The organism is Bacillus sp. SSR7 (genome assembly GCF_055902415.1).
Genome location: NZ_JBVVXV010000010.1, coordinates 89,453 through 115,782, shown reverse-complemented (window position 1 = coordinate 115,782; position 26,330 = coordinate 89,453). Strand labels below are relative to the sequence as shown.

The following is a 26,330-nucleotide window of genomic DNA, read 5'->3' as shown; positions in this document are numbered from 1 at the left end:
ACTTCTATTTTGAGTTTACAAAAGCAGCTCTATTTTTCCAGAAATAATCCCATCCTGAAATAACAGTAAAAATTAATGCAATCCATATAAAGATATCAGCAACCGGAATATGGATTAAATTTAAAGGTACATCGTGTAATAAGTATGCCGCAATCGCGATAATTTGTGTCCATGTCTTAATTTTCCCTAGCTGATTTGCCGCAACTACTTCCCCTGTTCCAGCAAGTACAAGACGTAAACCAGTTACCGCAAACTCACGGCTTATAATAACAATAACGATCCAAGCAGGTACATATTGCATCTCAACTAACGTGATAAGTGCCGCTGAAACAAGTAATTTATCCGCTAACGGGTCAAGGAACTTCCCTAAATTCGTTACAAGATTATACTTTCTTGCGTAATGTCCATCAATCCAATCTGTAGCCGAAGCAACAATAAAGATAAGCGCTCCTACTAAATGTTGAATTGGTAAATCAACATCACCAATTGTGTATGAACCCCAATCAAAGGGTGCTAACATAATTACCATAAAAATTGGAATTAAGCAGATTCTAGATATTGTAATTTTATTTGGTAAATTCACAGCTATTCCTCCATCATATCAAAAACATTTGTTCATTGAAAAAAGTCATCGAAGCGATGACTGTTATTGTGCAGGTTGCTCTACCCCTTGGTTTTTTATCACCAATCTTTGGTGAAGTTCTTTTTCTGGATCCAATGGGTAAGCGACCACTTGGCCATTCAGTTTAACTTCAACATTCGTTGCATTTCCAATATTAAGTCGCACTTCTTTTGCTGTTGATAAATCTCGTTTTTCTGTTTGACCATTTTGTACTGTAGTGTTTAAAATTTCATTACCCGCATCATCTTTAACATCTACATAACTCGCACCTTTACCCGATATTTCCAGTTCTAATGTTTTATTATTATGAATTTCCAAAGTAGATACTTTACCAGTCGTCCCAACCACTTTTACTTCTTGTTGTCCAGTTGGCTGTGCTGGTTGTTCCTCTTTCTTCGGTTCTTCTTTCTTTGGTTCCTCTTTTTTCGGCTCTTCCGCTTTCACTTCATCTTTCTTCGTATCTAACGGAGAGTTTTCCGCTTTTTTAACTTCAATTTTCTCACTTTGAGCATTCGGAACTTTCTCATCACTTTTTCCAGTTAACGCTTGGAAAACAAACCAAATTACCACTCCAACTGCGATTACTAACAGCGCAACTAAGATTTTTGGCATATGATCTGCAATTGGCCATGATGAAGATTTTTGCATTGTTTCTTGCGTTTTTTGTCCTGTTGATACTTGTGGAACGTCACGTTTTTCAGATTGTGGTATCGTACTCTGATATTCTACAAGCAGTTCCTCTCCATTTAATCCAACCGCATCTGCGTATTGTTTAATGAATGCACGCGCATAAAAAGCTCCTGGCAATACATCATAATTGCCTTCCTCAATCGCTACTAAATGGCGTTTTTGAATTTTTGTAATCTCATGCAGCTGATCAATAGACAAGCTTTTCGTTCCTCTTGCTTCTTTCAGCTTTTGTCCTAATTCTGTCACTACTAACACCTCAATATTTCTTTAAAAGTCAAACATAGAGAAATTATTTTGCGTACCTTGCTCAATTTCATCTACTAAATTATATTGAATTTCTTCATCATAATCGTTACGCAACTCGATAATATAATCAAAATCATCCAATGTGTATTCTGACTGGCTCACAAATACGTCAGGATGTTCCACAACTTTCGTTGCAGGCAATCTCATAATTTCACGAACAAGCTGCCAATGCCTTTCGTTAGCACGCTTTGTTGACACGATTCCATCTAAGATGAAAATATTGTCGTCGCTATACTCATCTTCAATCAATTGACTACGAACAGTTTGCTTAATAAGAGTAGACGATACAAATAACCATCTTTTATTTGCACAAACACTTGCGGCAACAATGGATTCTGTTTTCCCGACACGAGGCATTCCTCGTATACCAATTAGTTTATGACCTTCTTTTTTCATTATTTCAGCCATAAAATCTACAAGTAACCCTAATTCATCACGCACAAACCGAAATGTCTTCTTATCATCTGCATCTCGTTGTATGTACCTACCATGTCTAACCGCTAGCTTATCTCTTAGCTTTGGCGGACGATATTTCGTTACCGTTATGTTATCCATCGTATTTAAAATTGATTCCAGTCTAGAGATTTGCTCTTGATTATCACACATAAGGAGTAATCCACGCCTTGCGTTATCTACACCATTAATTGTGACAATATTAATGCCGAGCATACCGATTAACGAAGAAACGTCACCAAGCAAGCCAGGTCGGTTTTTATGTATTTCATATTCAAAATACCATTCAATCATCCAAGATCACTCCCCTTGCTTACTTTACACCTACGTACTATATTATATGATTTCACCTTAATAGGGAAGCTAAATGTATAATCTATCCCTTTCAATTATTATACAAAAAAAATAGAGAGGAGATTCTCCTCTCTATTTTTTACTTATGTTGTACAAACTTTACCATTAAGTTTGCGATTGTATGTTGCTCTTGTTCGTCAGCAACTTTCCAAAGCTCAGCTAATAGTTTCTCTTGATCGTTGCGTGCTTCTACTTCATTCGCTAAATAGTCACCAACACGAAACGCCATATCTGATACAGCACCACCATCAAGACCTTTTCCTTGCGCTTGCTCTAAACGTTCTCCTAAAAAGCTCTTCCATTGATCAAAATTATCTAAAACTGACATGTGTAAGCACCTCACTACTTAGTAATAGAATCATGCTTAATTTGTACAGTTTTTCATTTTTTATGTAAGAAATTTTTAGCAATGCCAACCGCCGTTCACTCCGATAATTTGTCCCGTTATATAAGATGCACCTGGTGATACGAGAAATGACACAGTTTTTGCTACTTCTTCCGGTAATCCTATTCGTCCTAACGGAATCTCTTCCGCGATTTCATTCTTATCCTCTTCTGAAAACACGTTTAACATTTCCGTTTCAATTGCACCTGGCGCCACCGCGTTCACTCTTATTCCACTTAATGAAACTTCTTTTGCTAAAGCTTTCACATAGGAATTTTGCGCACCTTTTACCATCGAGTAAAGCACTTCACATGATGCACCAATTTGTCCCCATATAGACGAAACAAGTACAATATTACCGCTTCTCCGTTGAATCATAGATGGGAGTGCCATTGATAATAATTTATAGATACTCTTCACTTGAAGTTCTACCATATCATTCAATTCATCGTTCGTTACATCTGTTACGAGTCCAAATATACTCTTCCCAGCTGCATATACGATAACATCAAGAGGATGTTCAATTTGGTTCCACAATTGCTCTGCCCCATCAGTAGAAGCTAAATTCGCTTGAACAGGAATTACTTCATCCCATTCTTTCTGTAACTCATTCACTTTCTCTTCACTGTTATTATAATGAACATATACTGTATATCCATCTTGAATTAATTGTTTTGAAGTAGCAGAGCCAATCCCTCCACTTCCTCCAGTTACTAATGCATACTTTTTCATACAATTCCTCTCTTATCCCAAAAAAATCTTTTCCCTACAAATAAATAATACCCTCATCTTACAATTTATCAATGATAAGATGAGGGTATTATTGTGAAACCTTTTATTTTTTCGGTAAAACTTGACAAACGCTCATTTTTTCTTCTGATAATAATAATTTTGCTACTTCTTGTAAATCTTGAACCGTTAAACTTTCTAATACAGTCAATGCATCAAACAGACTCGATTCGTTAAACGCATATCGTGTAAATTGATTTGCAATATATTCTGGTGAATTCAAGGAGCGTAAAAAGCCACCTATTTTCTTTTTCTTTACTCGTTCTAATGCCGCCTCATCTAATTGATCATAATTTGTGTTTAATAAAATACCTTTTAAACGCTCTTCCAGCTCATCAGGTTGCTTCGTATCGCCGCCAACCATTGCAAAACCGAAGTTATTCTCTTCCGTATAATCATACGAGAACGAATCATCAATGAGTCCTTCATTATATAAAGATTCGTAATGAACAGAACTTTTCCCAAATAAATAATCTAAAAGTAACGTAAGCGCAATTTCTTGTTTTAAAAGGGCTTCCCCTTTTTCTTTTAAGTTTGTCGCTTTAATACCAACTAAACATTTCGGTGTTTGTACAGGCATTGAAATAATTTTCTTCTTTTCATTTACCTCATCTGGTTCTTCTTCGAATGAACGTATTATTTCTGGTTGGTTTTTATAATCTTTTTTCGCTTGATTTTCACGTATTAAATCCATCGTTTTCTCTGGATCAATGGCCCCTACAACAAACATTAACATATTGCTTGGATGATAAAACGTTTCATAACATTCATATAGTAAGTCTTTCGTAATTTTACTAATAGACTCAATTGTACCTGCAATATCAATTTTAATCGGGTGCTTTACAAACAAACTATCAATTAATCCAAAATATAAGCGCCAATCTGGATTATCTTGATACATTTGAATTTCCTGCCCAATAATACCCTTCTCTTTTTCAACAGTTTTTTCAGAGAAGTAAGGCTCTTGTACGAAATTTAACAATGTATTTAAATTTTTTTCTACATTTGATGTACATGAAAAAAGGTAAGCTGTTCTTGTGAATGATGTGAAAGCATTTGCTGATGCCCCTTGTTTACTAAACAATTGGAACGCATCGTGATCTTCTTTTTCAAATAATTTATGCTCAAGAAAATGAGCAATCCCATCCGGCACACGAATCATTTCTTCTTTACCTAGTGGTACGAATGTATTATCCACAGAACCATATTTTGTCGTAAACGTTGCAAATGTTTTATTAAATCCTTGCTTCGGTAAAATATATACATCTAATCCATTAGGAAGTTTTTCATAATAGAGTGTCTCTTTTAATTGCTCATAAACAATTTTCTCCATTTATTCTCCCTCCGTTCCGTGTAAAAAGTAAATTGTATCTAGTTCAATATTTTTAGCAACTTTCACAATCTCTTCTTTCGTCACACTTTCAATGCCTGTAAGCCATTCTTCAACCGGACGCGTACGGTCTGAAATAATACCATGATACAGCATTTCCACAAATCCGCGCGGTGTATCAATTGCTTCTAATATTTGATTTTGAATGACACTTTTCGTTTGATGCATCTCTTCTTCAGAAAAATCACCATTTTGCATTGCAAGCATTTGCTCTTTAATAATCTCAACAGCTTTTTCATAATTTTTCGCTTCGATCCCTGACATGACAAATAATAAGCCTTTATGACTTTCAAAGCGGGATGCTGCATAGTACGCTAAACTATTTTTTTCACGAACATTAACGAATAACTTCGAATGAGAAAATCCTCCAAACAATCCATTGAACAATTGCAGTGCAAAATAATCTTCATCTTTATACGTAATAAACGTACGATAACCGATGTGTAATTTACTTTGTTTTAATTCTTGTTTTTCCACAACTTCTTTTTCTTCATTATTTCTCTTATGAAGAAGTACATTTCTTTCCCTCACAGGGCGTGCTGAAATAGAGAAATACTTACTTACAAGATCAACTGCGTTTTCTGAAATATCACCAATAATGTATAGATCCATTTCATCTTCCGCTAACACTTTTTGATAATATTGATACAAACTTTCATTGGTAATAGAAGAAACACTCTCTTTTTTCCCATTTGCACTTAAACGATACGGTTCTACTTTGCACATTTCTTCAATTAAACGCTCGTTTGCATAACGCATTTTATCATCATAAGTCGCTTCAATTCGTTGCAAGAGCGCTCTCTTTTCACTTTCTACGATAGAAGGTAGAAAACCATTCCCCTCTGTCGCTGGATGTAAAACGATATCCGATAACATAGAAAGCGCTTTTTCAAATAACGGTGGTGCATCATGTAAATATACTTCATTTGCAATGTCTACATAAATAGAGATGATATGGTCTTCTCCTTTTTTACTTACATCTACTGCCAAAGAAGATCCGTATAATTCTTCTAAATATTGACGAAGACGAATTACAGAAGGAAGCTTTTCTGTCGCACTTTGCAATACATATGGCAATAAGGCACGCTCTGTCACCGTCTCCTCATTTAAAGGTGCTTTCAAACGAAATACAAATGTATTTGTTTTATATTTATCAGTTGGAATAATATGTACTCGTAAACCACCTAACTCATGTAACTGTTGTTCCATTAGTTTCATTTATAGCCCTCCTTTACGTATATAGGAATATTCCTCTTCAATATACAGTTTTTAGAAATGAAAAATCAACTTTTCTTCCTCACTATACTTACATTAGGCCCTTTCTAAAAACTGTAATATGTAAGGAACATAGTGAAATTCCGTATTAAATATAGTCTATGTAAAAAAGCCCGCACTAATGTGCGAGCTTTTTTATACTTATCGTTTTCCTTTTTCATAAGGAGTTCCTAATGCTTTCGGAGCTTCAGAACGACCTACAAAACCAACAAGTGCTAATATTGTGAATACATACGGTAATATCGTTAAGAATACACTTGGAATTTCTTTTAGTACTGGAATTGTACCACCTGTTATTCCTAATGATTGAGCAAATCCGAAGAACAGAGCCGCTCCAAGAGCACCGAGTGGATTCCATTTACCGAAAATCATTGCTGCTAACGCCAAGAAACCTTGTCCAGTAATTGTAGCACCTGAGAAGTTACCAGAAATCGACATAGCAAAGACCGCTCCACCAACTCCTGCAAACATTCCAGATATAGCAACTGCAATATAACGCATTTTATATACGTTAATCCCCATCGTATCCGCTGCCATTGGATGTTCACCAACCGCACGAAGACGAAGACCGAACGGCGTTTTATAAATGATATACCAAACGACAAACGCTAAAATAATAGCAATATATGATGTTAACGGTACATTAGAGAAAAAGATTTTTCCGATTACCGGAATATCCGAAAGACCCGGAACATCAATTTTTTCAATGCGGTATTGAATGAAATCTGTTTGTCCTTTGCCAAAGATTTTCTTAATCGCAAATACTGTTAAACCAAGTGCTAAGAAGTTAATCGCTACTCCACTCACTACTTGATCCGCACGGAATGTAATAGATGCTACTGCGTGAAGAAGTGCAAATAAGCCACTACCAATCGCTGCAAATAATAGCGCAATCCAAGGAGTCATCGATCCCCACGTATCACCCATTAATAACGTTGTAACAATACCAATAAATGCACCAAATAACATTAAACCTTCTAACGCTATATTTACAACTCCAGAACGTTCACTGAACACTCCACCTAACGCCGTAAAAATAAGTGGTGCTGCCGTATATAACGTACCCGTCACAAGAATGGCTAAAATATCTAAAAAGCTCATTTATTTCCCCTCCTTGCTCATGCGTGTAAGTGCCCAGCGTAAAACATAACTGCACGCTACAAAGAAAATAATACATGCAATAATAACGTTGATTAACTCCGAAGGTACATCTGCTTCAAAATTCATTTGTGGTGCTGCACTTTTCAAACCACCAAACAGTAAAGCTGCTAATAATATACCAAAAGGATTATTTCCGCCTAAAAGTGCTACCGCAATCCCATCAAATCCAATACCAGTAAAAGAAGACATTGCTGTCATACTTTGGAATGTCCCTAATCCTTCCATAGCTCCACCAATTCCTGCAAAAGCACCAGCAATTGTCATTGATAATACAACATTACGCGATACTTTCATTCCTGCGTATTGAGAGGCATTTTGGTTAAAACCAACCGATTTTAATTCATACCCTAACGTTGTTCTATCTAATAAGAACCACATTACAATGGCAATGATAATAGCTACAACAATTCCCCAGTGTAAACGAGATCCATCTGTCAATGAAGATAACCAATCAGAAGCTAACGAAGCACTTGCTTGTACATCATAAGACTTTTCATTACCTTCATGGATAAAACGTTTAATAAGATCATACGTAACATAAAGTGCAATGTAGTTCATCATAATTGTCACAATTACTTCATTTACTTTAAGTTTTCCTTTTAAATATCCAGGTATAAAACCCCATAAACCGCCGGCGATCGCTGCCACTAAAATAGATAACGGAATATGCAAAATTGCTGGTAACGACACTGCATATCCAAACCAAACAGCAGCAAGCCACCCAACTAATAACTGTCCTTCCACACCAATATTGAAAAGACCTGTACGAAACGCAAATGCTACTGAAAGACCAGCTAATACAAGCGGAATCATTGTACGCAACGTCTCACCGATAGCTTGTGGATTACCAACCATCCCTTCCCAAAGCGCGGCATATCCAACAATTGGATCATATCCACTAACTAACATTACAATGGCACCAACAAGTAAACCGAAAACTACGGATAACACAGGTACTAAAATATTAATTGTTCGTTCTGTTAAAAATTTTTTAGCCATTTGTGTTCACCTTCTCTTTCCCTGTCCCGCCGGCCATTAATAATCCAAGCTGTTGTTCATTTGTTTCTTTCGCATCGACAATCGCTACAATTTTCCCTTCATATATAACAGCCACTCGATCGCTTACATTTAAAATTTCATCCAGCTCTAAAGATAAAAGCAACACTGCCTTACCATTATCTCTCTGCTCAATTAATTTTTTATGAATAAATTCAATCGCACCTACATCTAAACCACGTGTCGGCTGTGCTGCAATTAATAAATCTGGATTACGATCTACCTCACGTGCAATAATTGCCTTTTGTTGGTTTCCACCAGATAGAGCGCGAGCTAACGTGTGTTCACTAGGTGTACGTACATCAAACTGTTCAATAAGTGCTTTTGCTTTTTCTGTAATTTTACTAAAATTCAAAATCCCTTTCTTTGAAAATGGATTTTTATAGTATGTTTGTAAAACAATATTGTCCCGAACAGAAAAATCGAGAACAAGTCCGTGTTTATGACGGTCTTCAGGAATATGACCAATCCCCTCTTCTGTTATTCTTCGAACAGGCCAATTCGTTATTTCTTTTCCTTTAATTGCAATAGAACCTGACTCAACTTTTCGTAAACCAGTAATCGCCTCTATTAATTCGCTTTGACCATTTCCATCAATCCCTGCAATCCCAACGATTTCTCCTGCACGAACAGTTAAGTCAAGGCCTTTTACAGCAGGTAACTTGCGCGTATCATGAACAATTAGGTTTGCAATAGATAGTACTTCTTCCATTGGTTTAGCTTCTATTTTTTCTGTTTTAAAATTCACTTGACGTCCGACCATTAACTCTGCAAGTTTATGCTCATCCGTTTCCGCTACATCAACAGTACCAATCCCCTTACCTTTACGAATAATTGTACAACGATCGCAAACTTCCATAATTTCTTTCAACTTATGTGTAATAAGGATGATAGATTTCCCCTCTTGCACAAGCTTTTTCATAATTTGAATCAACTCATGTATTTCTTGAGGAGTTAACACCGCGGTTGGCTCATCAAATATTAAAATCTCAGCACCACGATAAAGAGTCTTTAATATTTCAACCCTTTGCTGCATCCCAACAGAAATATCTTCAATTTTCGCATGTGGATCAACGGCTAAACCATACTGTTCAGATAATTGCTTAATTTCTTTTGCAGCTTCTTCAACAGCAATTTTCCCGTTTTTCTTCGGCTCATTTCCAAGAATAATATTCTCTGTAACTGTAAAATTATGAACAAGCATAAAATGCTGATGGACCATCCCAATACCAAGGTCATTTGCTATATTCGGATTTGTAATTTTTACAGGTTTTCCTTTAATTTTAATTTCACCTTGTTCTGGTTGGTACAAACCAAATAGTACATTCATCAATGTGGATTTCCCTGCACCATTTTCTCCAAGTAAAGCATGTATTTCTCCCTGTTTTACTTGCAGCGTAATATCGTCATTCGCTACAATGCCTGGGAATACTTTTGTAATATTGTTCATCTCAATTACGTATTCCATTTTGTTCCTCCTTTTAGCAGGGAACACTCCCTAATTACACTCTATTAAAAGTATTTTTATATATGCAAAGGTTAGTTCTACGAACTAACCTTTGCTATTTCTCTATTATTATTTCTTTAGAGAAGCTTCATATGTTTTATATTCTTCGTCAGTTGCAGGGACTTTAATTTCACCGTCAGTGATTTTCTTCTCAAACTCTTCTACTTTTGTTAAGATTTCTGGATTTACTTTTTTCACATTGTCAGTAGTTTTCGCAATACCAACACCGTCATCTTTTAATCCGAATTCTTCTACTTTACCGCCTTTTAATTTACCATCTTTCGCTTCTTGTGCTACTTTTGCTACTGCAATATCAACACGTTTTACCATTGATGTTAAAGTTACGTTTTCAGGCATACCTTCTTGATTTTGGTCACGGTCAACACCGATTACCCAAACGTTTTCACCTTTTTTCTTACGGTTTTTCGCTTCTGTGAATACACCGTTACCAGTTGCACCTGAAGCATGATAAATTACGTCAACTCCACCACCGTACATTGCTGAAGCTAATACAGAGCCTTTTTCTGGTTTATCAAATGCATCAGCATATTGTGATACGATTTCAATATTTGGATTTACTGCTTTTGCACCAGCTTTAAAACCTGATTCAAATTTTGTAATTAATGGGCTTTTTACACCACCAACAAACCCAACTTTATTTGATTTTGTCGTCATCGCTGCTACAGCACCAACTAGGAATGAACCTTCATGGTCTTTAAATGTAATACTTGTTACGTTTGGCTTCTCTACAACTGTATCTACAATCGCAAATTGCTCTTTTGGATATTGTTCAGCTACCTTTGTAATTGATTTTTCCATTAAGTAACCAATACCAAATGTTGTGTTATAATGATCTTTCGCAAATTTCGTTAAATTCGGGATATAATCCGCATCTTTACTAGATTGAAGATAACGATATCCTTCATTTTTCTTTAAGTCGTTGTCTTTACCGAACTTCGTTAAACCTTCCCAAGCTGATTGGTTAAATGATTTGTCATCAACGCCCCCAACATCTGTAACCATACCAACCTTAAACTCTTTTTTGTCGCTACTCGCTTTATCTGAGTTACCACATGCACCTAAAACCGCACTTGCTGCTAATGTTAATGATAATAAAAGACCTGTTTTTTTCTTCATACTAGAAACCCCTCCTGAAATGATTTGTCTATTTTTTTATACGCTGCTGTCCCTAACTTCTTGCTGTCACCTCCCTAAAAAGGAACTCACCTACATACGTTTTCTTAATACGTGGAAGCTAAACTTATCAGCTCTAAAGTAATTGATAGAATATAAGATTGGCTCATCATTTTGATCATAGTGCATTTGTTTTAACACTAGCAGTGCCGTTTCCGGTTCACATTCCAAAATCGGTGAAATTTTTGGATGATAGCCAATCGGCTCAATATGAGCAACTGCGTATGTGATACGTTTGTGCGTATTGTTATGTATCACTGTAAGCAATGATTCTTCGTTGTATCCTGATAAATCTGGCAATATCTCTTTTGCAAGTTTATCGATACAATATACAACAGGTTCCCCATCTGCTGTACGCACACGCTCAATCATCACTGCATTAAAACCATCTTCACTATTAAACTTCTCTTTTTCTTCTTCTGTTAAACTTGTTGTAGATGATGATAAAAAGATAGTTCCTGGTGTTTTCCCCACACTAGAAATCATATCTGTAATACTAGAAAGTTGTTCAATCCCAGAAGAAAATAACGGCTTTGCATTTACAAATGTTCCTACACCATGTCTGCGAATGACAACATTTTCTTCTTCTAAAATACGCAGCGCTTCCCTTAAAGTCGCTCTACTTACGCCAAGTTCTTTCGCTAAATCAAACTCTGATGGTAACTTTTGTCTTTCTTTGTAAGCCCCATCTTTAATTTTTTCTTTGATGTGATCAATCACCCGTAAATATAGGTGACGGCTATCGGATTTTACTGACATAAGACTCCCCCGCATTTCAATTATTCGACCTCTGATGTAAGACTTCTTTTCTCTTTTTTCAACTTACAACATAATAAAAATTGCTAAATACTAAAAACAGGCATAATTGTCGAATAAATATTAATAATTTTTTAAGATGAAATTTTCACTCTTTACTGCATAAAAAAAACTTTGCACCATAAACCTTCCTCATTTCGAGAAAAAGTTCGGCACAAAGATCTCTTACATCCTTTGTTACACACTTTTCCCCTCATAGTCTAGCAATTCATGGTTGCCAGGTAGAAACTTATGGACCTTATCTCCAAGATTATATGAGGCAGTGATTCTTTTCGAAGTAATCTTACCACTTGCTCCCATACGTGTCAACAAAATTTAACAATTTTCTACATTAAATATCGAACGTTCACAAAAAACCACACCAAAGTATTCGTATTCTAAAGAATCGCCTTAAATGTAAGCCCTTTCTTTATTGCTGAATATAGTATATAACAAAACCAGCATATAAAAAAGCCTAATTGTAAAAACAATTAGGCTTTTTTTATGAACTTTTTTCTTGTACATCATTAATGAGCACTTCACGTGGTTTACTACCTTCATACGGACCTACTACACCATTCATTTCCATTGCATCAATTAAACGGGCAGCACGTGTATAACCAACTCTAAACCTACGTTGCAACATAGAAACCGATGCTGTTTGCATTTCCACTACGAGCTGAACTGCTTCATCATATAATTCATCTTCTACTTCCTGCTTCGTATCAGGAACATCTTGCGGAATCATATCTTCTTGATATTGCGCTTTTTGTTGACCAATAACATATTCTACAACTCTCTCAACTTCATCATCTGATAAAAACGCACCTTGTACACGTACAGGCTTCGATGCACCAATTGGTATAAATAGCATATCTCCACGACCTAGCAGTTTCTCTGCACCACCGCCGTCAAGAATTGTACGAGAATCTGTTTGAGAAGATACAGCGAATGCAATACGTGATGGAATATTTGCTTTAATAACTCCCGTAATGACATCAACTGACGGACGCTGCGTTGCAATAATTAAATGAATACCGGCAGCACGAGCCATTTGCGCTAGACGCATAATCGCATCCTCTACATCCGATGAAGCAACCATCATTAAATCTGCTAACTCGTCCACAATTACGACAATATAAGGTAATTCGGGTTGTTTCGCTTCTGATTGATTATTATGCTCTTTTATATAGTCATTATATCCTTCAATATTTCGCGTGCCACTATGAGCAAATAATTCATAACGGCGCTCCATTTCACTCACAACTTTTTTCAATGCTTGCGATGCCTTTTTCGGATCCGTTACAACTGGTGTTAACAAATGAGGCACACCGTTATATACATTTAACTCTACCATTTTCGGATCAATCATCATTAATTTTACTTCATGTGGTTTTGCACGCATTAAAATACTAACAATAATACCGTTAATACATACACTTTTCCCGCTACCTGTCGCACCTGCCACTAGTAAATGGGGCATTTTATTTAAACGGGCTAATACAGCTTCACCTGTAATATCTCGTCCAAGACCTATTAACAACTTCTCTTCCGGATGATTGTTAGCTTTAGAATCAAGAACTTCTCTAAGCGTTACCATAGAGACTTCTGAGTTCGGAACTTCAATTCCTACAGCTGATTTCCCGGGAATAGGTGCTTCAATACGAATGTCTTTCGCCGCTAACGCAAGTGCTAAATCATCACTTAAACCGACGATTTTGCTTACCTTTACTCCCATATCAGGATACACTTCATATTTTGTAACTGCAGGACCTCTATGTACTTTTGTTACTTTCGCTTTCACTCCAAAACTTTGGAAAGTACGTTCTAATTTACGAGCATTCTCATAAATTTCCGCATTTTCATTTGTAACTTGCTTATTCTTTGGAAATTTCAATATATCAAGCGCAGGAAGCTTGTAATCTTTATTTTCTACATTTGAAAATTGCATAGGAGGTGCTTGTGTTTCCCCCTCTAGCGATTCAACGATTTTTTCTCCACGCTTTTTCTTCGGCTCTTCAACTGGTGGAGCCTCTTCAATAAACGGTGAAGTGATTAACTCTTCTTGCTCTACTTCAATTCGTTTATCCTCTTCTTCATTTACAGGATAATTCTCAGTGAAATTTGAAATAATCGGAGGATCAATTGAGATGTCTTCCATCGGCTCAATAATTTCTTCTTGTTCTGCAGCACGTTTGCTCCTTGTGCTTCTTGTTGTTTTTTTCTTTTCTGTTTGTTCAGCCGTTCTTTTAGCTCTCCAATCTTTATAGTCCCCTTGCATCACTTGAAATTGACTTCTAAGAATTCTACCAACTGGAGCTAACACTTCTCCAATATGCTTATTTGTTATACAAAGTATACCGAGAATAACTAAAATAATACCAATAATATAAGCTCCTACTTCATCAAATAAGAAGTAACAAGTCGCGAACATAAGTGCACCAAACATGCCACCACCTAAATGAACGCTATCTGGCCCTTTTTTCATTTCAAGAAAGAAATTATCTTTCGTACTTACAATAACAGAAGTATTTTGCACTGCTCCATCTTTCGTAAGAAGGTTAAATAATGTAATATGACTAAACATTAATATCGCCAATACTATTAAATAAAAACCGATTAACCGTTTATTTAAAAGGTTCGGCCATCCACGTTTTATAACGAATGAAACTGATAAAGCTATTACACCTAACACACCAATTATGTACCACTCACCAAAGAAGAAGCGAAAAAATAACACAAACGATTTTCCTACAACGCCTAGCTGTAAAATCGTAATGATTGAAAGTGCAAAAAGAGTTAAACCGACGATTTCATAATACAAAGTTGGCTTTATCGTACGTCTTGCCTTTGCCTTCGTCCCTCTTTGCTTTTGTTTTGCCATTTCTTCACCTCGTGTTCTACATATAAGTAAAACTCCCTAAAAACTCTGCTTATATGTTTGTTTTCTCTATTTTTTCAGGTCTTTATATCTTCTATTTTTACACTTCTTGTAAAATGTTAAATAAACAGAAGAAAGCAGCCCTCTCATGGCTGCTCAACCGTCTTGTTTTTTATATTATACCATAGCTTCTAAACAAAATCCTTCTTTTTGCTAAAAGGTTATTTTCTGTCCCGGCTCAAACTCTAAGTAGTGAAACGGATCCGTACTTAACACGCGTACAATAGAATAACACCCATGTTCTTCTTCTTCTGCAACCATTAATTCAACACCATTTATGTTTACGACTTTTTGACTTTCACATTGCGAATAATCGGCTGGATACACGAGTTGCTCTGGCATAATTGTATATAAAATCATTGTAACATTGCCCCTTCTGCATGATCATCCGCGCGACCATCTATCAATTCGTTTAATTTTCGAATCGCATTTCCGATACCACCGACATCATCTATAAGACCATACTTCACTGCATCTCCACCAATTACATTCGTACCAATATCTCGCGTTAAATTTCCTTTCGCAAACATAAGCTCTTTAAAACGATCTTCCGTTACTTTCGAATGCTTCGTCACAAAGCGAATGACTCTTTCTTGCATTTTATCTAAATACTCAAATGTTTGCGGCACACCTATAACAAGACCTGTTAGACGAATCGGATGAATTGTCATCGTCGCAGTTTCTGCAATAAATGAATAATCCGTAGAGACAGCAATTGGTACACCGATAGAATGCCCTCCGCCCAGAACAAGTGATACCGTTGGTTTTGAAAGCGAAGCTACCATCTCAGAAATTGCTAGTCCAGCTTCAACGTCACCTCCGACCGTGTTTAATATTAAAAGTAAACCTTCAATTTTCGGATTTTGTTCTATCGCAACAATTTGCGGAATAATATGCTCATATTTTGTTGTTTTATTTTGCGGTGGCAACTGAACATGACCTTCCACCTGTCCAATAATTGTTAAACAATGAATACGTGATTCATTCATTTGTGGTACATTCGTTTGTCCAAGCTGTTGAATTTTTTCCACTATTGAAGCTTCTTTTCCGGTTTCTTTCGGTTCAGCCTCTTTCTCTTCATTTGTATAACGATCACGTTCTGTCATATCGCATCCCCTTTCACTCGTATATAACTAGTATTTCTTAAGTTATAAATTTCATTCGATAGAGTTAAAAAAGAAAAAAGATCACCCGTAAAGGTGATCTTTTTTATACTTCCATAATAATCGGTAAAATCATAGGTTTTCTCTTCGTCTCTTCGTACAAGAACTGCCCTAATAATTCACGAATATTTTGTTTTAACATAGACCATTCAATTGAATATTCTTTAATTGATTGCTCAACAATCATACGTACAATCTCTGTAGAGCGATCAATTAACGCTTCTGATTCACGTACATACACAAAACCACGTGAAATGATTTCTGGACCAGATATAATTTTCTTTTCATCTTTACCCAGTGTTACAACAACTACTAATATTCCATCTTGAGATAACATTTTTCTATCTCGAAGAACGATATTACCAACGTCACCTACACCTAATCCGTCAATTAACACATTGCCAGCTTGCACTTTGCCAACTAAGTTCGCTTCATCATCACCAAAAGCAATTACATCGCCTTTTTCTACGATAAAGATATTTTCTCTTGCAATACCTACATCTTCAGCTAAGTATGCATGTGCTTTTTGCATACGGAACTCACCATGTACGGGTACAAAATATTTCGGTTTCATTAAATTTAACATTAATTTTAATTCTTCTTGACTACCGTGACCTGAAACGTGAACTTTTCTTTCACCGTAATAAACAACTTCAGCTCCCGCTCTAAATAACAAGTCAATAATTTTTGATACAGATATTTCATTACCCGGAATTGGAGAAGCCGCAATAATAACCGTATCACCTTTACGAATTGAAATTTGTTTATGAGCTTGCTTCGCCATTCTAGAAAGGGCTGCCATCGGTTCCCCTTGGCTACCTGTCGTTAAAATAGCTACCTTTTTCTCTGGGAAATTGTCTACTTCTTGTAGTGAAATAACCATACCTTCCGGAACATCTAAATAACCAAGACGTCTTGCGATATCTACCACTTTCACCATACTACGTCCTACAACCGCTACTTTTCGTCCTGTTTCAGCAGCTGCATCAAATACTTGTTGAATACGATGTACATTCGATGCAAATGAAGCAACGATAATACGTCCTTCTGCGCCGTAGAACACTTTAGAAATTTCTACACCAACTTCTTTTTCAGAACCTGTATAGCCTGGACGCTCAGCATTTGTACTATCAGATAATAAGCATAGAACGCCTTCATTTCCGATTTGAGCCATTTTCCCAAGGTCTGCTCCACTATTTCCAATTGGAGTTTGATCGAATTTAAAGTCTCCCGTATATACGATCGCACCTTTTGATGTATGGAAACAAACACCAACAGAATCCGGAATACTATGTGTCGTTCCAAAGAATGACACCGTTGTAGTATTAAACTCTACTGTTGAATTTGAATCGATTGTTTTTAAGTCTACACGACCTAACATACCCGCTTCGCCAAGTTTTTCTTGTATAAGTCCTACCGTTAATTTCGTTGCATACACTGGAATTGATAATTTACGAAGTACGTAAACAATACCACCAATATGATCTTCATGACCGTGAGTAATAAATAAACCTTTTACTCGCTCTTGGTTTTCTACTAAATATGTAATATCAGGAATAACGATATCAATTCCAAACATTTCATCTCCCGGGAACATTAACCCTGCATCTACAATAAAGATTTCAGAATCAATTTCAACACAGTACATGTTTTTCCCGATTTCACCTACTCCACCAAGAGCAAATACTTTAACAGACTCATTCTCTTTTCTCTTCATGTTGTTGCCTGGTTTAAAAATCTTTCAAACACTGATTTCACTAAAATTGCAGAGACACCAGGGGAAACTCTACAACCACCATATATTCACCGTCCAAGACGAATGTCCTTACCGTTATGCGATATCATGTCCTTGTTTATTTTTTAAACCAGGTTTCACCTCTCTTTCATTATATAAATCAAATATCTTATTCGATATGATATGAAAATGTAATCAAATTATAATTTTTACCAATTTTGCTAAGCATACCCGTACTAAGCTACTTAGCCATATTATACCTGATACAAGAAATAGAACACAAGTTAAATCGTGCGAAAGAAAAAGTAAAAGAACGGAATTATAACAAAAGTATCAAATGAAGTTCTTCGATTTTATACTACCTATTATTTTGAAGAAATAGCCATACATACGTTAAATTCATTTCATAATATGGCGTTTCAAGACCTAATTTTCTAAAATTGAACAAAAATACTTATAAAATGGAGTTTTTTTATGAATTACGTCACATTTAAGGGGATTTCTCCGAAAAACAGAAGCGGTGGTTTATTACGTTTGTACAAATGTTGACTCTATAATCACTTTCGTTTTTGATTCATTTTAAGAGAGACGATTATTTTCTTATACATGTTGTAATTCATAATGAAGAAACGGTTAATGATCTAATAAGAACACATATAGGTGAGAAAAGAGAAGAAAAGACTTTCATCCTATAAAAAATGACCTAGTTCTACACTAGGTCATTTTTTATTAACGAGGGATAGATTGCATAACAGATTGTAACGTTACTCTTTCTTCTTCTGTTAACGGAAGAAGTGGTAAACGTACAGAACCTACGTCTAATCCAACCATTTGTAATGCTGTTTTTACTGGTGTTGGGCTTGGCGCCATAAATAATGAATCCGTTACTCTTACAAGTAATTGATGTAATTTTTGCGCCTTCTTAAATTCACCTGCTTGGAATGCTGCAATCATTTCTTGCATTTCATTTCCGATAACATGAGATGCTACAGAAACGATACCTTTCGCTCCAACTGCCATAGCTGGTAACGTTAAACCGTCATCACCGCTGTATACTGCGAAGTCGTCCGCTGTTTTTTCAATGATTTCTGTCATTGTTAACACATCGCCGCCTGCATCTTTAATCGCAACAATGTTTTCTATTTCTGATAAACGAACAACTGTATCAACGGAGATTTGTACAATAGATCGTCCCGGAACGTTATATAGCATAACCGGAAGCGGCGTGCTTTCAGCAATTGCTTTAAAGTGCTGATACATTCCTTCTTGACTCGGTTTGTTATAATACGGTGCTACTAGCATTACTGCATCAACACCAACCTCTGTTGCTTTTTTCGTTAAATCAATAGAAGCATGCGTATTATTGCTACCTGTTCCAGCGATTACGGGCACCCTTTTATCGACAACAGATACGACATGGCGATATAACGCTACTTTTTCTTCTGAAGTTAATGTAGGAGATTCTCCTGTCGTTCCTCCTACCACGATTGCTGTTGTACCGTTATCAATTAAATAATTTACCAATTTCGTTGTCTTTGCAAAATCGATATTGCCGTTTATATCAAACGGTGTTACCATCGCGGTTGCAATTGTCCCAAAATCTATCATGGTCTCACTCCTTATTGTTCCAGTTGCTTTTCTTTTGAAAGCTCAAACGCACTATGTAATGCATTTACAGCCTCCACTAAATCAGTTTCTTTTACAAGAACCCAAATTGTCGTATGGCTATCTGCTGATTGCAGAATTTGAATACCTTTTTCAGCTAAAGCTGTAACGATTTTCGCAGTAACCCCTGGGTATCCTGCCATTCCAGCTCCTACAATAGATACTTTCGCACAATGCTCTGTCACAATTGGCTCATATCCAAGGTTCTGTAATAATTCAACTGCACGATTTGATACATTATCACTCACCGTATAAGCTACCCCAGTAGGTGAAATGTTAATTAAATCGACACTGATTCCTTCATTGGCCATTTCTTTAAACACATGCTGCTGCAAATCATATGCTGTTTCTTTTGCAAGCACTTTAATTTGCGTCACATTTGGCACATGAGCGATACCTGTAACAGGACGTTCTTCTACATCTCGGCCTTTTGTAGCACCGTCCGATGCTGAAATAAGCGTACCTTCACTATCAGAATACGTAGAACGTACACGAAGTGGCACTTTCGCATGCATCGCAATCTCAACTGCACGTGGATGAACGACTTTTGCACCTTGGTAAGCCATGTTACAAATTTCATTGTACGTTACAGTTTGAAGATGACGTGCATCTTTTACAATGCGAGGATCCGCAGTCATCACACCTTCTACATCTGTGAAGATATCGATGTATTCAGCATGAAGCGCAACACCTAATGCAGAAGCTGACGTATCGCTACCTCCGCGTCCAAGTGTTGTCGTATCACCTTTTTTCGTTTGCCCTTGGAATCCTGTAACGACGATTACATCTACATTTTCTAGCTCTTCATGTATACGATCGCAATTCATTTCAATAATCTTAGCATTTGTAAAATCATCATTTGTTACAAACCCAGCTTGTGCACCATTTAATGCAGCTGCTTTTATACCATTCTCATTTAACATATTAGAGAAGACGATTGCTGAGATTAATTCTCCGCATGATAATAATAAATCTTGCTCACGATTAGAAATGTGAGATTCCTCTTGATTTACAAGACTTAACAGCGTATCAGTTGCATATGGTTCACCTTTACGACCCATAGCAGATACGACAGTTACTACTTTATAACCCGCATCTAGCGATTTTTTTATATGATGAAGCGCATGCTTACGTCCATTTTCATCACGTACAGATGTGCCACCAAATTTTTGAACAATAATTTTCATATTTTGCACCTTCTCTTAGCCGTTTACACTAATTGTAATTTTACTAAGCGCTCTGCAATTTGAACAGAATTCCATGCGGCGCCTTTTAATAAGTTATCAGATACGACCCAAAGATGGAATCCTTTATCGTTATTTAAATCTTTACGGATTCTTCCAACGAATACTTCGTTTTTACCTACTGCAGTAGCTGGCATTGGATATAATTGCTCTTCTGGGTTATCTTGCAGAACGATACCTTCCGCATTTGCAAGTAAGTTCTTTAATTCTTCTACTGTTACGCCTTCTTTTTCTACTTCAATGTAAACAGACTCAGAGTGACCTGATACAACTGGTAAACGTACACATGTTGCCGCTACTTCTAGCTCTGGCATATGCATAATTTTTTTCGTTTCATTAATCATTTTCATTTCTTCAAACGTAAATCCATTATCTTGGAACTTATCAATCTGTGGAATTGCGTTGAAAGCAATTTGGAAATGTTTCTTATCACCTGATACAGGTAAAACATTCGCCTTTACTTCTTCACCATTTAAGATTGCTTGTGATTGTTCATGAAGTTCTTCAATCGCTGCCGCACCAGCACCTGATACAGCTTGATATGTGGAAACGATTACTCGTTTTAAACCATATTGCTGACGAACTGGCTCAAGAGCTACTACCATTTGAATTGTAGAACAGTTTGGATTTGCAATAATACCATTATGTTCTTTTAAGTCGTTTTCATTTACTTCAGGTACAACAAGTGGCACGTTTTCTGTCATACGGAATGCACTTGTATTATCAACAACAATCGCACCGCGCTTTGCTGCTTCTGGCGCTAATTGTTTTGATACAGATCCACCAGCACTAAATAGTGCGATATCTACTCCTTCAAAACTTTCAGGAGTTGCCTCTTGAACTGTAAATTCTTCGCCTTTAAATACAAGTTTCTTACCTGCAGATCGTTTAGATGAAAGTAACGTTAACTTCCCGATTGGAAATTCTCGTTTCTCTAAAGTATTTAACATTTGTTCACCAACTGCGCCGGTTGCTCCAACTACAGCGACATGAAAAGTTTTTTGCTTTTCCATCACTATGCCCCTTTCTAGATACCAATCCTTCTATAACTTAGAATGAGAAGGAGTATACAATACCCCTTCTAATCTTAATAACGTTAATTTTATCATATTCTACAGTAAGAATGATGGTTTCATCGAAAATTGTCCGTTTTTTTTCGTTTTTTAATTCATATATCTGAATTTTTCTACGACAACCGGTTGCAATTGCTTCCCTTGCAGCGCTTCTAATACTGTATCTTCCAGTAACTCCATGCGAGCTACCATTGAATTTGGTTTTTTCTCTGGTGCATCTTGACCGAATGGGACGAAGTAGATGTTTTTTGTTGCCATTAGGCGCATGAGGTTGACGCCATTAAGCCCTAAAGCATCATTCGTCGAAACAGCCAACACAACAGGCTTGCCATTTCTTAGCGTCGCTTTCGCTGCCATTAATACCGGAGAGTCTGTCATTGCATTTGCAAATTTACTCATAGAATTGCCAGTTAGCGGTGCAATTACCATACAATCTAGCGGAATTTTAGGTCCTAGTGGTTCTGCGCCAACGATTGAATTAATCGCTTTAAAACCTGTTACTTCTTCAATCTTTTTAATCCATTCTGCCCCTTCGCCAAATCTCGTATTTGTTGATTGAACAGTGTAAGAAACAACTGGACGCACTTCAGCTCCCTCAGCAATTAACTTTTCTAAATGAGGCATTACTTCTTCGTACGTACAATGTGAACCCGTAAAACCAAACCCTATTCTTTTCCCTTTTAAATTCATTCCCCATTCTCCTTTCTTGCGATTACATCTTCTGCTAATAGCTGAGAAAGAACGTTCGCTAAAATTTGTCCTGCTGTTTTTGGAGCAACAATACCTGGTAATCCAGGTGCTAACAGCGCTTTGACTCCTCTTTTTTCCGCATATCTAAAGTCGGTACCGCCTGGTTTAGAAGCTAAATCAATTACTAACGTATGAGCCGGCATTTTTGAAATGACATTTGCTGTCACAACGAGATGCGGAATTGTATTAATGACAATATCGATATTCCCTACTTCTTTCTCAATGTTCTGCATATGAAAAGGAGAAAACATCATTTCTGTAATACGTGCAATATGTTCCGATCGTCTTGCTCCAACTTTGACATGGGCTCCTAATGATTGAAATGCTCTGGCAACGCTCATCCCTGTTCTACCAAATCCTAAAACCATTACATTAGAACCATGAATTGTATAGTCGGTATGTTGAATTACCATCATTAATGTACCTTCTACAGTTGGAATAGAATTGTAGATTGCCACATCATCACGATCAAATAATTTAATTAGTTTACGGTTTGTAGTAGATACGAGATTTTCCAAGTAAGGCGTACCAATACCTGAATATATAGTAAAATGTTCTGGTGTATTTTCAATTTGTTCTTTCGTTATAGAAACTTTTTCGTTTGAAAAAATAGTATCTACTTCTCCCTTGGGATTTGTACCTGCAACTGGCAAAATAATTGCATCTACAGAAGTGAAATCTAAATTTTGTATACTTTCTTTTGCTGCCCCTGTGAAGCCATGGTCTAACTGATCAAACCCTATCAATGAAAGTTTCGCATCCAATTCAACGAGCTTGCGAATTACTTCTAGCTGTCTTGCATCTCCTCCTATGACAGCAATATGCATCTCAGTCAACATTCCCTAATTCACCTTCTTTTTCTGTCATTTATAAGAAAAGTGCCTACTTTTTCTTTTTCCTCCACATCATATGTAATGTACGAGTTTTAGGTGATTGAAAAACAAAAAGCACCTATCATGTATCCCGCTATTTGTATGCAGGAAGGCTCCCTCCTCAAATTCAGTATAGGAGAAGACATTATGTTGGATTTTGCTTTAAGTAAAACGAACAAAAAAAGATGACCAAAATGGCCATCTTTCACTTCGAATTTGAACGATCTGTAATATCACAAAGAATCATATCATGCCCCACTTTTTTAATTTGCCTCCATGCTACTCTTATTTCTTGTGGTTCCTTTTTGAAACCTCCCCATTTCCCAGCAGGTATAATAAGAGCCTGTATTTGTCCATCCTTTTCATCAATCTCTAAATCGACATACCCTAAAACCCCCATTTTTTCTGCTCTTTCTAAATTTACAATCTCTTTCCCACTTAATTCACTTAATCGCATACACTCTCCCCCTAACGAAATTATGAATGTAAGTTATCTATAATTAGTACCTATTCTGTATATCTAAAAAAAATAACCGTATCTCGTTTAAACGAGATACGGTTATTTTTACATACTTCATATAAAGCAATTATAGTTTTATTCCTTTTGGAAGTTTTCCATCTGGACTAATTAATGCAGCAGAGAATTCATCTGTAAACATGTTACGAATTAACTGATCAACATTTTCTTTCGTTACAGTGTTTACACTTTCAATAATCTCATCAAGTGAACGATGCTTACGAAGTAGCAATTCATTTTTACCATTACGGCTCATACGGCTATTCGTACTTTCTAAACTTAACATTAAGTTTCCTTTTAATTGTTCTTTACTATTCATAAGCTCTTTTTCTGTAATACCTGTATTTTTCAATGTTTCTAATGTTTCTTGCATTGTTTCATACAGTGTATCTAATTGTTGGCTACCTGTTCCACCGTACAGTGTTAACATACCTGTATCTTCATAAGAAGAATGGTAAGAAAATACTGAGTAAGCTAACCCGCGTTGCTCACGTACTTCTTGGAATAAACGGCTACTCATACTACCGCCTAAAACGTTATTTAATACAATTAAGTTATAAATATCTTCGTGTCCCATTTGTAATCCTTTATATCCTAGACATAAATGAGCTTGTTCTGTTTCCTTTTTACGTGCTACCTTATTAAAATGGAAAATTGGGCTATGTACTTGTTCACGGTTTGTCGTTCCTTCATAACTACCGAAATATTGCTCTACCGTTTGTAAAAAGGCTTCATCAATATTTCCTGCAATTGATACAACTACATTTTCAGGTGTGTAATGATCCTTAATATATTGGCGTAGCGTATCACCTGTAAACGTATTAAGCGTTTCTTCTGTTCCTAAAATAGGATATCCAAGCGGATGCGTTTCATATGTTGCTTTCGTTAACATATCATGCACAATATCATCTGGAGCATCTTCGTACATTTTAATTTCTTCACATACGACATTCTTCTCTTTTTTCAGTTCTTCTTCATCAAATGTTGAATTAAAGAACATATCTGCTAATACATCTAAAGCATATTTAGCATGCTCATCTAGTACTTTTGCATAGTAACAAGTGTATTCTTTTGAAGTAAAAGCATTCACTTGCCCACCAATGCTATCAAATGATTCTGCAATTTCGCGTGCACTACGTGTTTCTGTCCCTTTAAAGAACATATGCTCTAAAAAGTGAGAAATCCCGTTATTTTTTTCATTTTCATTTCTTGATCCTGCATGGATCCAAATACCAATCGCAACCGATCTTACAGTTGGTATATTCTCCATAACTATTCTTACACCATTTTTACAAGTATATTTTTTAATCAAAAACTTTCCTCCTACTGCCAGTTTCTCTAAATAAGTGCTATTATTTAATGATAACAAGTTTAAGGATGAATGTCATGCAAATGTATTTAATCTACACGTTTTTCATCTAGTAATTCTGTTATATTCCCTACTTTATATCCTTGTTCCTTCAATTTTGTAATCATTGTATCTAATGCTTCTGTTGTGGACGAAGTAGGATGCATTAATACGATAGCACCTGGATGTATTTTTCTCATGACTCTCTGCAGTAGTACATCTGGCTCAGGTCGCTTCCAATCAATTGTATCGACAGTCCACATAATCGTTCCCATTTGAAAATCATCTGCAATTTTCACGACTTCATCCCGAAAACTTCCACTCGGCGGTGCAAACCATCTTACCTTTTGATTCGTAGCTGCTTCGATCATTCGATTTGTTTTTTGTAACTGATCTCTTATTTCATCAGACGATAACGTTTTCATATTAGGGTGTGTGTAAGAATGATTTCCGACTTCTTGCTTTGCATCGACAATCATTTTTGCAAATCGTAAATTTTCTTTCACCCAACGTCCTTCTAAAAAGAAAGTCGCCTTTACATCATGTTTTTTCAATATTTCTAATATACGAGGCAAATATTCATTTCCCCATGCCACATTTATTGTTAATCCTACCATCTTTTTATTGGGATGCCCTCTGTAAATTGGTGCTGGTGATAAATCTTCTAAGTGGACACTCGGCGATACTTCCTTAAATTCAAGATGTTTTTGATCAAATTTCTTTAACTTCTTCATATTGTTATAGGATGCTTCCATATCAACTTGTCTTCCATTATATCCTGGTGTTGCTTTCCATATCTTATCAATCATCGCATTTTGCGGTGCAATCTCATATTGTTTTGCATGCTTTTGAATTTCTTCATATAAGTTATCCTGTGCAAAAACGGAATAAGAGCCTACACTGATATATAAAAAGAATATACATATGTATGCCAGTATACGAGCTTTCATATAAACCCTCCCATTAACTATATAAAAACCATTTTTCTTGTTATCTTTGTTAATTTGAGCGTTATAATGAAAACTATACCTATACTGACATAAAA

At 36.2% G+C, this 26,330-nt stretch carries 24 protein-coding genes and 1 riboswitch; all 24 genes read right to left on the bottom strand.

Annotation, left to right across the window (positions count from 1 at the left end; genetic code table 11):
- Nucleotides 1-4: 4 nt before the first annotated feature.
- The gene (gene pgsA / locus AC0NJG_RS17950; protein ID WP_001052965.1) at nucleotides 5-583 is read right to left on the bottom strand and encodes a CDP-diacylglycerol--glycerol-3-phosphate 3-phosphatidyltransferase; all 579 of its coding nucleotides are present in this window, start codon (nucleotides 581-583) and stop codon (nucleotides 5-7) included.
- Nucleotides 584-646: 63 nt separating this feature from the next.
- Entirely contained in the window at nucleotides 647-1,558 is a 912-nt protein-coding gene (locus AC0NJG_RS17945; protein WP_087954514.1) for a helix-turn-helix domain-containing protein, read from the bottom strand.
- A 21-nt stretch (nucleotides 1,559-1,579) separates the two neighbouring features.
- Nucleotides 1,580-2,365: a DUF3388 domain-containing protein gene (locus AC0NJG_RS17940; RefSeq protein ID WP_000574107.1), complete on the bottom strand. Its 786-nt coding sequence runs from the start codon at nucleotides 2,363-2,365 to the stop codon at nucleotides 1,580-1,582.
- Nucleotides 2,366-2,504: 139 nt separating this feature from the next.
- On the bottom strand, nucleotides 2,505-2,753 hold the full coding sequence (locus AC0NJG_RS17935; RefSeq protein WP_000114454.1) for a DUF3243 domain-containing protein: 249 nt from the start codon (nucleotides 2,751-2,753) through the stop codon (nucleotides 2,505-2,507).
- Between the two features lie 75 nt (nucleotides 2,754-2,828).
- On the bottom strand, nucleotides 2,829-3,542 hold the full coding sequence (gene ymfI / locus AC0NJG_RS17930; protein ID WP_087954513.1) for an elongation factor P 5-aminopentanone reductase: 714 nt from the start codon (nucleotides 3,540-3,542) through the stop codon (nucleotides 2,829-2,831).
- Nucleotides 3,543-3,645: 103 nt separating this feature from the next.
- Complete coding sequence (gene yfmH / locus AC0NJG_RS17925) at nucleotides 3,646-4,932, bottom strand: EF-P 5-aminopentanol modification-associated protein YfmH (RefSeq protein ID WP_087996542.1); 1,287 nt, start codon at nucleotides 4,930-4,932, stop codon at nucleotides 3,646-3,648.
- A complete protein-coding gene (gene yfmF / locus AC0NJG_RS17920; protein ID WP_062923046.1) occupies nucleotides 4,933-6,207 on the bottom strand; it encodes an EF-P 5-aminopentanol modification-associated protein YfmF in 1,275 nt (424 codons plus the stop codon).
- A 198-nt stretch (nucleotides 6,208-6,405) separates the two neighbouring features.
- Nucleotides 6,406-7,365, bottom strand: a complete 960-nt coding sequence (locus AC0NJG_RS17915; protein WP_000008842.1) for an ABC transporter permease — start codon at nucleotides 7,363-7,365, stop codon at nucleotides 6,406-6,408.
- Nucleotides 7,366-8,424 carry an ABC transporter permease gene (locus AC0NJG_RS17910; protein WP_029439576.1) on the bottom strand — a complete coding sequence of 353 codons (1,059 nt, stop codon included), beginning with the start codon at nucleotides 8,422-8,424 and terminating at the stop codon, nucleotides 7,366-7,368.
- On the bottom strand, nucleotides 8,417-9,949 hold the full coding sequence (locus AC0NJG_RS17905; protein WP_087954511.1) for an ABC transporter ATP-binding protein: 1,533 nt from the start codon (nucleotides 9,947-9,949) through the stop codon (nucleotides 8,417-8,419). Before AC0NJG_RS17905 ends, AC0NJG_RS17910 begins: the two co-directional genes overlap by 8 nt.
- A gap of 108 nt (nucleotides 9,950-10,057) precedes the next feature.
- The gene (locus AC0NJG_RS17900; RefSeq protein ID WP_087954510.1) at nucleotides 10,058-11,125 is read right to left on the bottom strand and encodes a BMP family lipoprotein; all 1,068 of its coding nucleotides are present in this window, start codon (nucleotides 11,123-11,125) and stop codon (nucleotides 10,058-10,060) included.
- A gap of 90 nt (nucleotides 11,126-11,215) precedes the next feature.
- Nucleotides 11,216-11,941, bottom strand: coding sequence for a GntR family transcriptional regulator (locus AC0NJG_RS17895; RefSeq protein ID WP_000114176.1), 726 nt, complete (start codon nucleotides 11,939-11,941; stop codon nucleotides 11,216-11,218).
- A 233-nt stretch (nucleotides 11,942-12,174) separates the two neighbouring features.
- Nucleotides 12,175-12,276: riboswitch (purine riboswitch) on the bottom strand.
- A 203-nt stretch (nucleotides 12,277-12,479) separates the two neighbouring features.
- Complete coding sequence (locus tag AC0NJG_RS17890; protein WP_087954509.1) at nucleotides 12,480-14,861, bottom strand: DNA translocase FtsK; 2,382 nt, start codon at nucleotides 14,859-14,861, stop codon at nucleotides 12,480-12,482.
- A gap of 210 nt (nucleotides 14,862-15,071) precedes the next feature.
- Nucleotides 15,072-15,278 (bottom strand): YlzJ-like family protein, encoded by a 207-nt coding sequence (locus tag AC0NJG_RS17885; protein WP_087954508.1) that lies wholly within the window; start codon nucleotides 15,276-15,278, stop codon nucleotides 15,072-15,074.
- Nucleotides 15,275-16,024, bottom strand: coding sequence for a translocation-enhancing protein TepA (gene tepA / locus AC0NJG_RS17880; RefSeq protein ID WP_087954507.1), 750 nt, complete (start codon nucleotides 16,022-16,024; stop codon nucleotides 15,275-15,277). The genes AC0NJG_RS17885 and tepA overlap by 4 nt, the downstream gene beginning before the upstream one ends.
- Before the next feature lie 103 nt (nucleotides 16,025-16,127).
- Nucleotides 16,128-17,798, bottom strand: a complete 1,671-nt coding sequence (locus AC0NJG_RS17875; protein WP_000823084.1) for a ribonuclease J — start codon at nucleotides 17,796-17,798, stop codon at nucleotides 16,128-16,130.
- 747 nt (nucleotides 17,799-18,545) lie between these two features.
- Nucleotides 18,546-19,424 (bottom strand): 4-hydroxy-tetrahydrodipicolinate synthase, encoded by an 879-nt coding sequence (gene dapA, locus AC0NJG_RS17870; RefSeq protein WP_000564761.1) that lies wholly within the window; start codon nucleotides 19,422-19,424, stop codon nucleotides 18,546-18,548.
- Nucleotides 19,425-19,435: 11 nt separating this feature from the next.
- Nucleotides 19,436-20,668, bottom strand: coding sequence for an aspartate kinase (dapG, locus tag AC0NJG_RS17865; protein ID WP_087954505.1), 1,233 nt, complete (start codon nucleotides 20,666-20,668; stop codon nucleotides 19,436-19,438).
- A gap of 23 nt (nucleotides 20,669-20,691) precedes the next feature.
- Nucleotides 20,692-21,738 carry an aspartate-semialdehyde dehydrogenase gene (gene asd, locus AC0NJG_RS17860; RefSeq protein WP_000414855.1) on the bottom strand — a complete coding sequence of 349 codons (1,047 nt, stop codon included), beginning with the start codon at nucleotides 21,736-21,738 and terminating at the stop codon, nucleotides 20,692-20,694.
- Nucleotides 21,739-21,888: 150 nt separating this feature from the next.
- The gene (gene dpaB, locus AC0NJG_RS17855; protein WP_001049480.1) at nucleotides 21,889-22,488 is read right to left on the bottom strand and encodes a dipicolinate synthase subunit B; all 600 of its coding nucleotides are present in this window, start codon (nucleotides 22,486-22,488) and stop codon (nucleotides 21,889-21,891) included.
- The gene (gene dpaA / locus AC0NJG_RS17850; RefSeq protein ID WP_087954504.1) at nucleotides 22,485-23,387 is read right to left on the bottom strand and encodes a dipicolinic acid synthetase subunit A; all 903 of its coding nucleotides are present in this window, start codon (nucleotides 23,385-23,387) and stop codon (nucleotides 22,485-22,487) included. The genes dpaB and dpaA overlap by 4 nt, the downstream gene beginning before the upstream one ends.
- A 238-nt stretch (nucleotides 23,388-23,625) precedes the next feature.
- Nucleotides 23,626-23,877 carry a YlmC/YmxH family sporulation protein gene (locus AC0NJG_RS17845; protein ID WP_001239749.1) on the bottom strand — a complete coding sequence of 84 codons (252 nt, stop codon included), beginning with the start codon at nucleotides 23,875-23,877 and terminating at the stop codon, nucleotides 23,626-23,628.
- A gap of 130 nt (nucleotides 23,878-24,007) precedes the next feature.
- A complete protein-coding gene (locus AC0NJG_RS17840; protein WP_429681159.1) occupies nucleotides 24,008-25,249 on the bottom strand; it encodes a M16 family metallopeptidase in 1,242 nt (413 codons plus the stop codon).
- Nucleotides 25,250-25,335: 86 nt separating this feature from the next.
- Nucleotides 25,336-26,235, bottom strand: a complete 900-nt coding sequence (locus AC0NJG_RS17835) for a polysaccharide deacetylase family protein (protein WP_087954503.1) — start codon at nucleotides 26,233-26,235, stop codon at nucleotides 25,336-25,338.
- Nucleotides 26,236-26,330 lie beyond the last annotated feature (95 nt).

What these genes read in the sequence shown, in the direction of transcription:
- yfmH (WP_087996542.1), bottom strand. Translation starts at nt 4,932, where the DNA reads ATGGAGAAAATTGTTTATGAGCAATTAAAAGAGACACTCTATTATGAA.
- dpaA (WP_087954504.1), bottom strand. Translation starts at nt 23,387, where the DNA reads ATGTTGACTGAGATGCATATTGCTGTCATAGGAGGAGATGCAAGACAG.
- AC0NJG_RS17835 (WP_087954503.1), bottom strand. Translation starts at nt 26,235, where the DNA reads ATGAAAGCTCGTATACTGGCATACATATGTATATTCTTTTTATATATC.
- tepA (WP_087954507.1), bottom strand. Translation starts at nt 16,024, where the DNA reads ATGACAGAACGTGATCGTTATACAAATGAAGAGAAAGAGGCTGAACCG.
- AC0NJG_RS17900 (WP_087954510.1), bottom strand. Translation starts at nt 11,125, where the DNA reads ATGAAGAAAAAAACAGGTCTTTTATTATCATTAACATTAGCAGCAAGT.
- AC0NJG_RS17910 (WP_029439576.1), bottom strand. Translation starts at nt 8,424, where the DNA reads ATGGCTAAAAAATTTTTAACAGAACGAACAATTAATATTTTAGTACCT.
- ymfI (WP_087954513.1), bottom strand. Translation starts at nt 3,542, where the DNA reads ATGAAAAAGTATGCATTAGTAACTGGAGGAAGTGGAGGGATTGGCTCT.
- AC0NJG_RS17845 (WP_001239749.1), bottom strand. Translation starts at nt 23,877, where the DNA reads ATGCGATTAAGTGAATTAAGTGGGAAAGAGATTGTAAATTTAGAAAGA.
- dapA (WP_000564761.1), bottom strand. Translation starts at nt 19,424, where the DNA reads ATGATAGATTTTGGGACAATTGCAACCGCGATGGTAACACCGTTTGAT.
- AC0NJG_RS17885 (WP_087954508.1), bottom strand. Translation starts at nt 15,278, where the DNA reads ATGATTTTATATACAATTATGCCAGAGCAACTCGTGTATCCAGCCGAT.
- AC0NJG_RS17875 (WP_000823084.1), bottom strand. Translation starts at nt 17,798, where the DNA reads ATGAAGAGAAAAGAGAATGAGTCTGTTAAAGTATTTGCTCTTGGTGGA.
- AC0NJG_RS17915 (WP_000008842.1), bottom strand. Translation starts at nt 7,365, where the DNA reads ATGAGCTTTTTAGATATTTTAGCCATTCTTGTGACGGGTACGTTATAT.
- AC0NJG_RS17905 (WP_087954511.1), bottom strand. Translation starts at nt 9,949, where the DNA reads ATGGAATACGTAATTGAGATGAACAATATTACAAAAGTATTCCCAGGC.
- dpaB (WP_001049480.1), bottom strand. Translation starts at nt 22,488, where the DNA reads ATGAATTTAAAAGGGAAAAGAATAGGGTTTGGTTTTACGGGTTCACAT.
- dapG (WP_087954505.1), bottom strand. Translation starts at nt 20,668, where the DNA reads ATGAAAATTATTGTTCAAAAATTTGGTGGCACATCTGTACGTGATGAA.
- AC0NJG_RS17890 (WP_087954509.1), bottom strand. Translation starts at nt 14,861, where the DNA reads ATGGCAAAACAAAAGCAAAGAGGGACGAAGGCAAAGGCAAGACGTACG.
- AC0NJG_RS17940 (WP_000574107.1), bottom strand. Translation starts at nt 2,365, where the DNA reads ATGATTGAATGGTATTTTGAATATGAAATACATAAAAACCGACCTGGC.
- asd (WP_000414855.1), bottom strand. Translation starts at nt 21,738, where the DNA reads ATGGAAAAGCAAAAAACTTTTCATGTCGCTGTAGTTGGAGCAACCGGC.
- AC0NJG_RS17895 (WP_000114176.1), bottom strand. Translation starts at nt 11,941, where the DNA reads ATGTCAGTAAAATCCGATAGCCGTCACCTATATTTACGGGTGATTGAT.
- yfmF (WP_062923046.1), bottom strand. Translation starts at nt 6,207, where the DNA reads ATGAAACTAATGGAACAACAGTTACATGAGTTAGGTGGTTTACGAGTA.
- AC0NJG_RS17935 (WP_000114454.1), bottom strand. Translation starts at nt 2,753, where the DNA reads ATGTCAGTTTTAGATAATTTTGATCAATGGAAGAGCTTTTTAGGAGAA.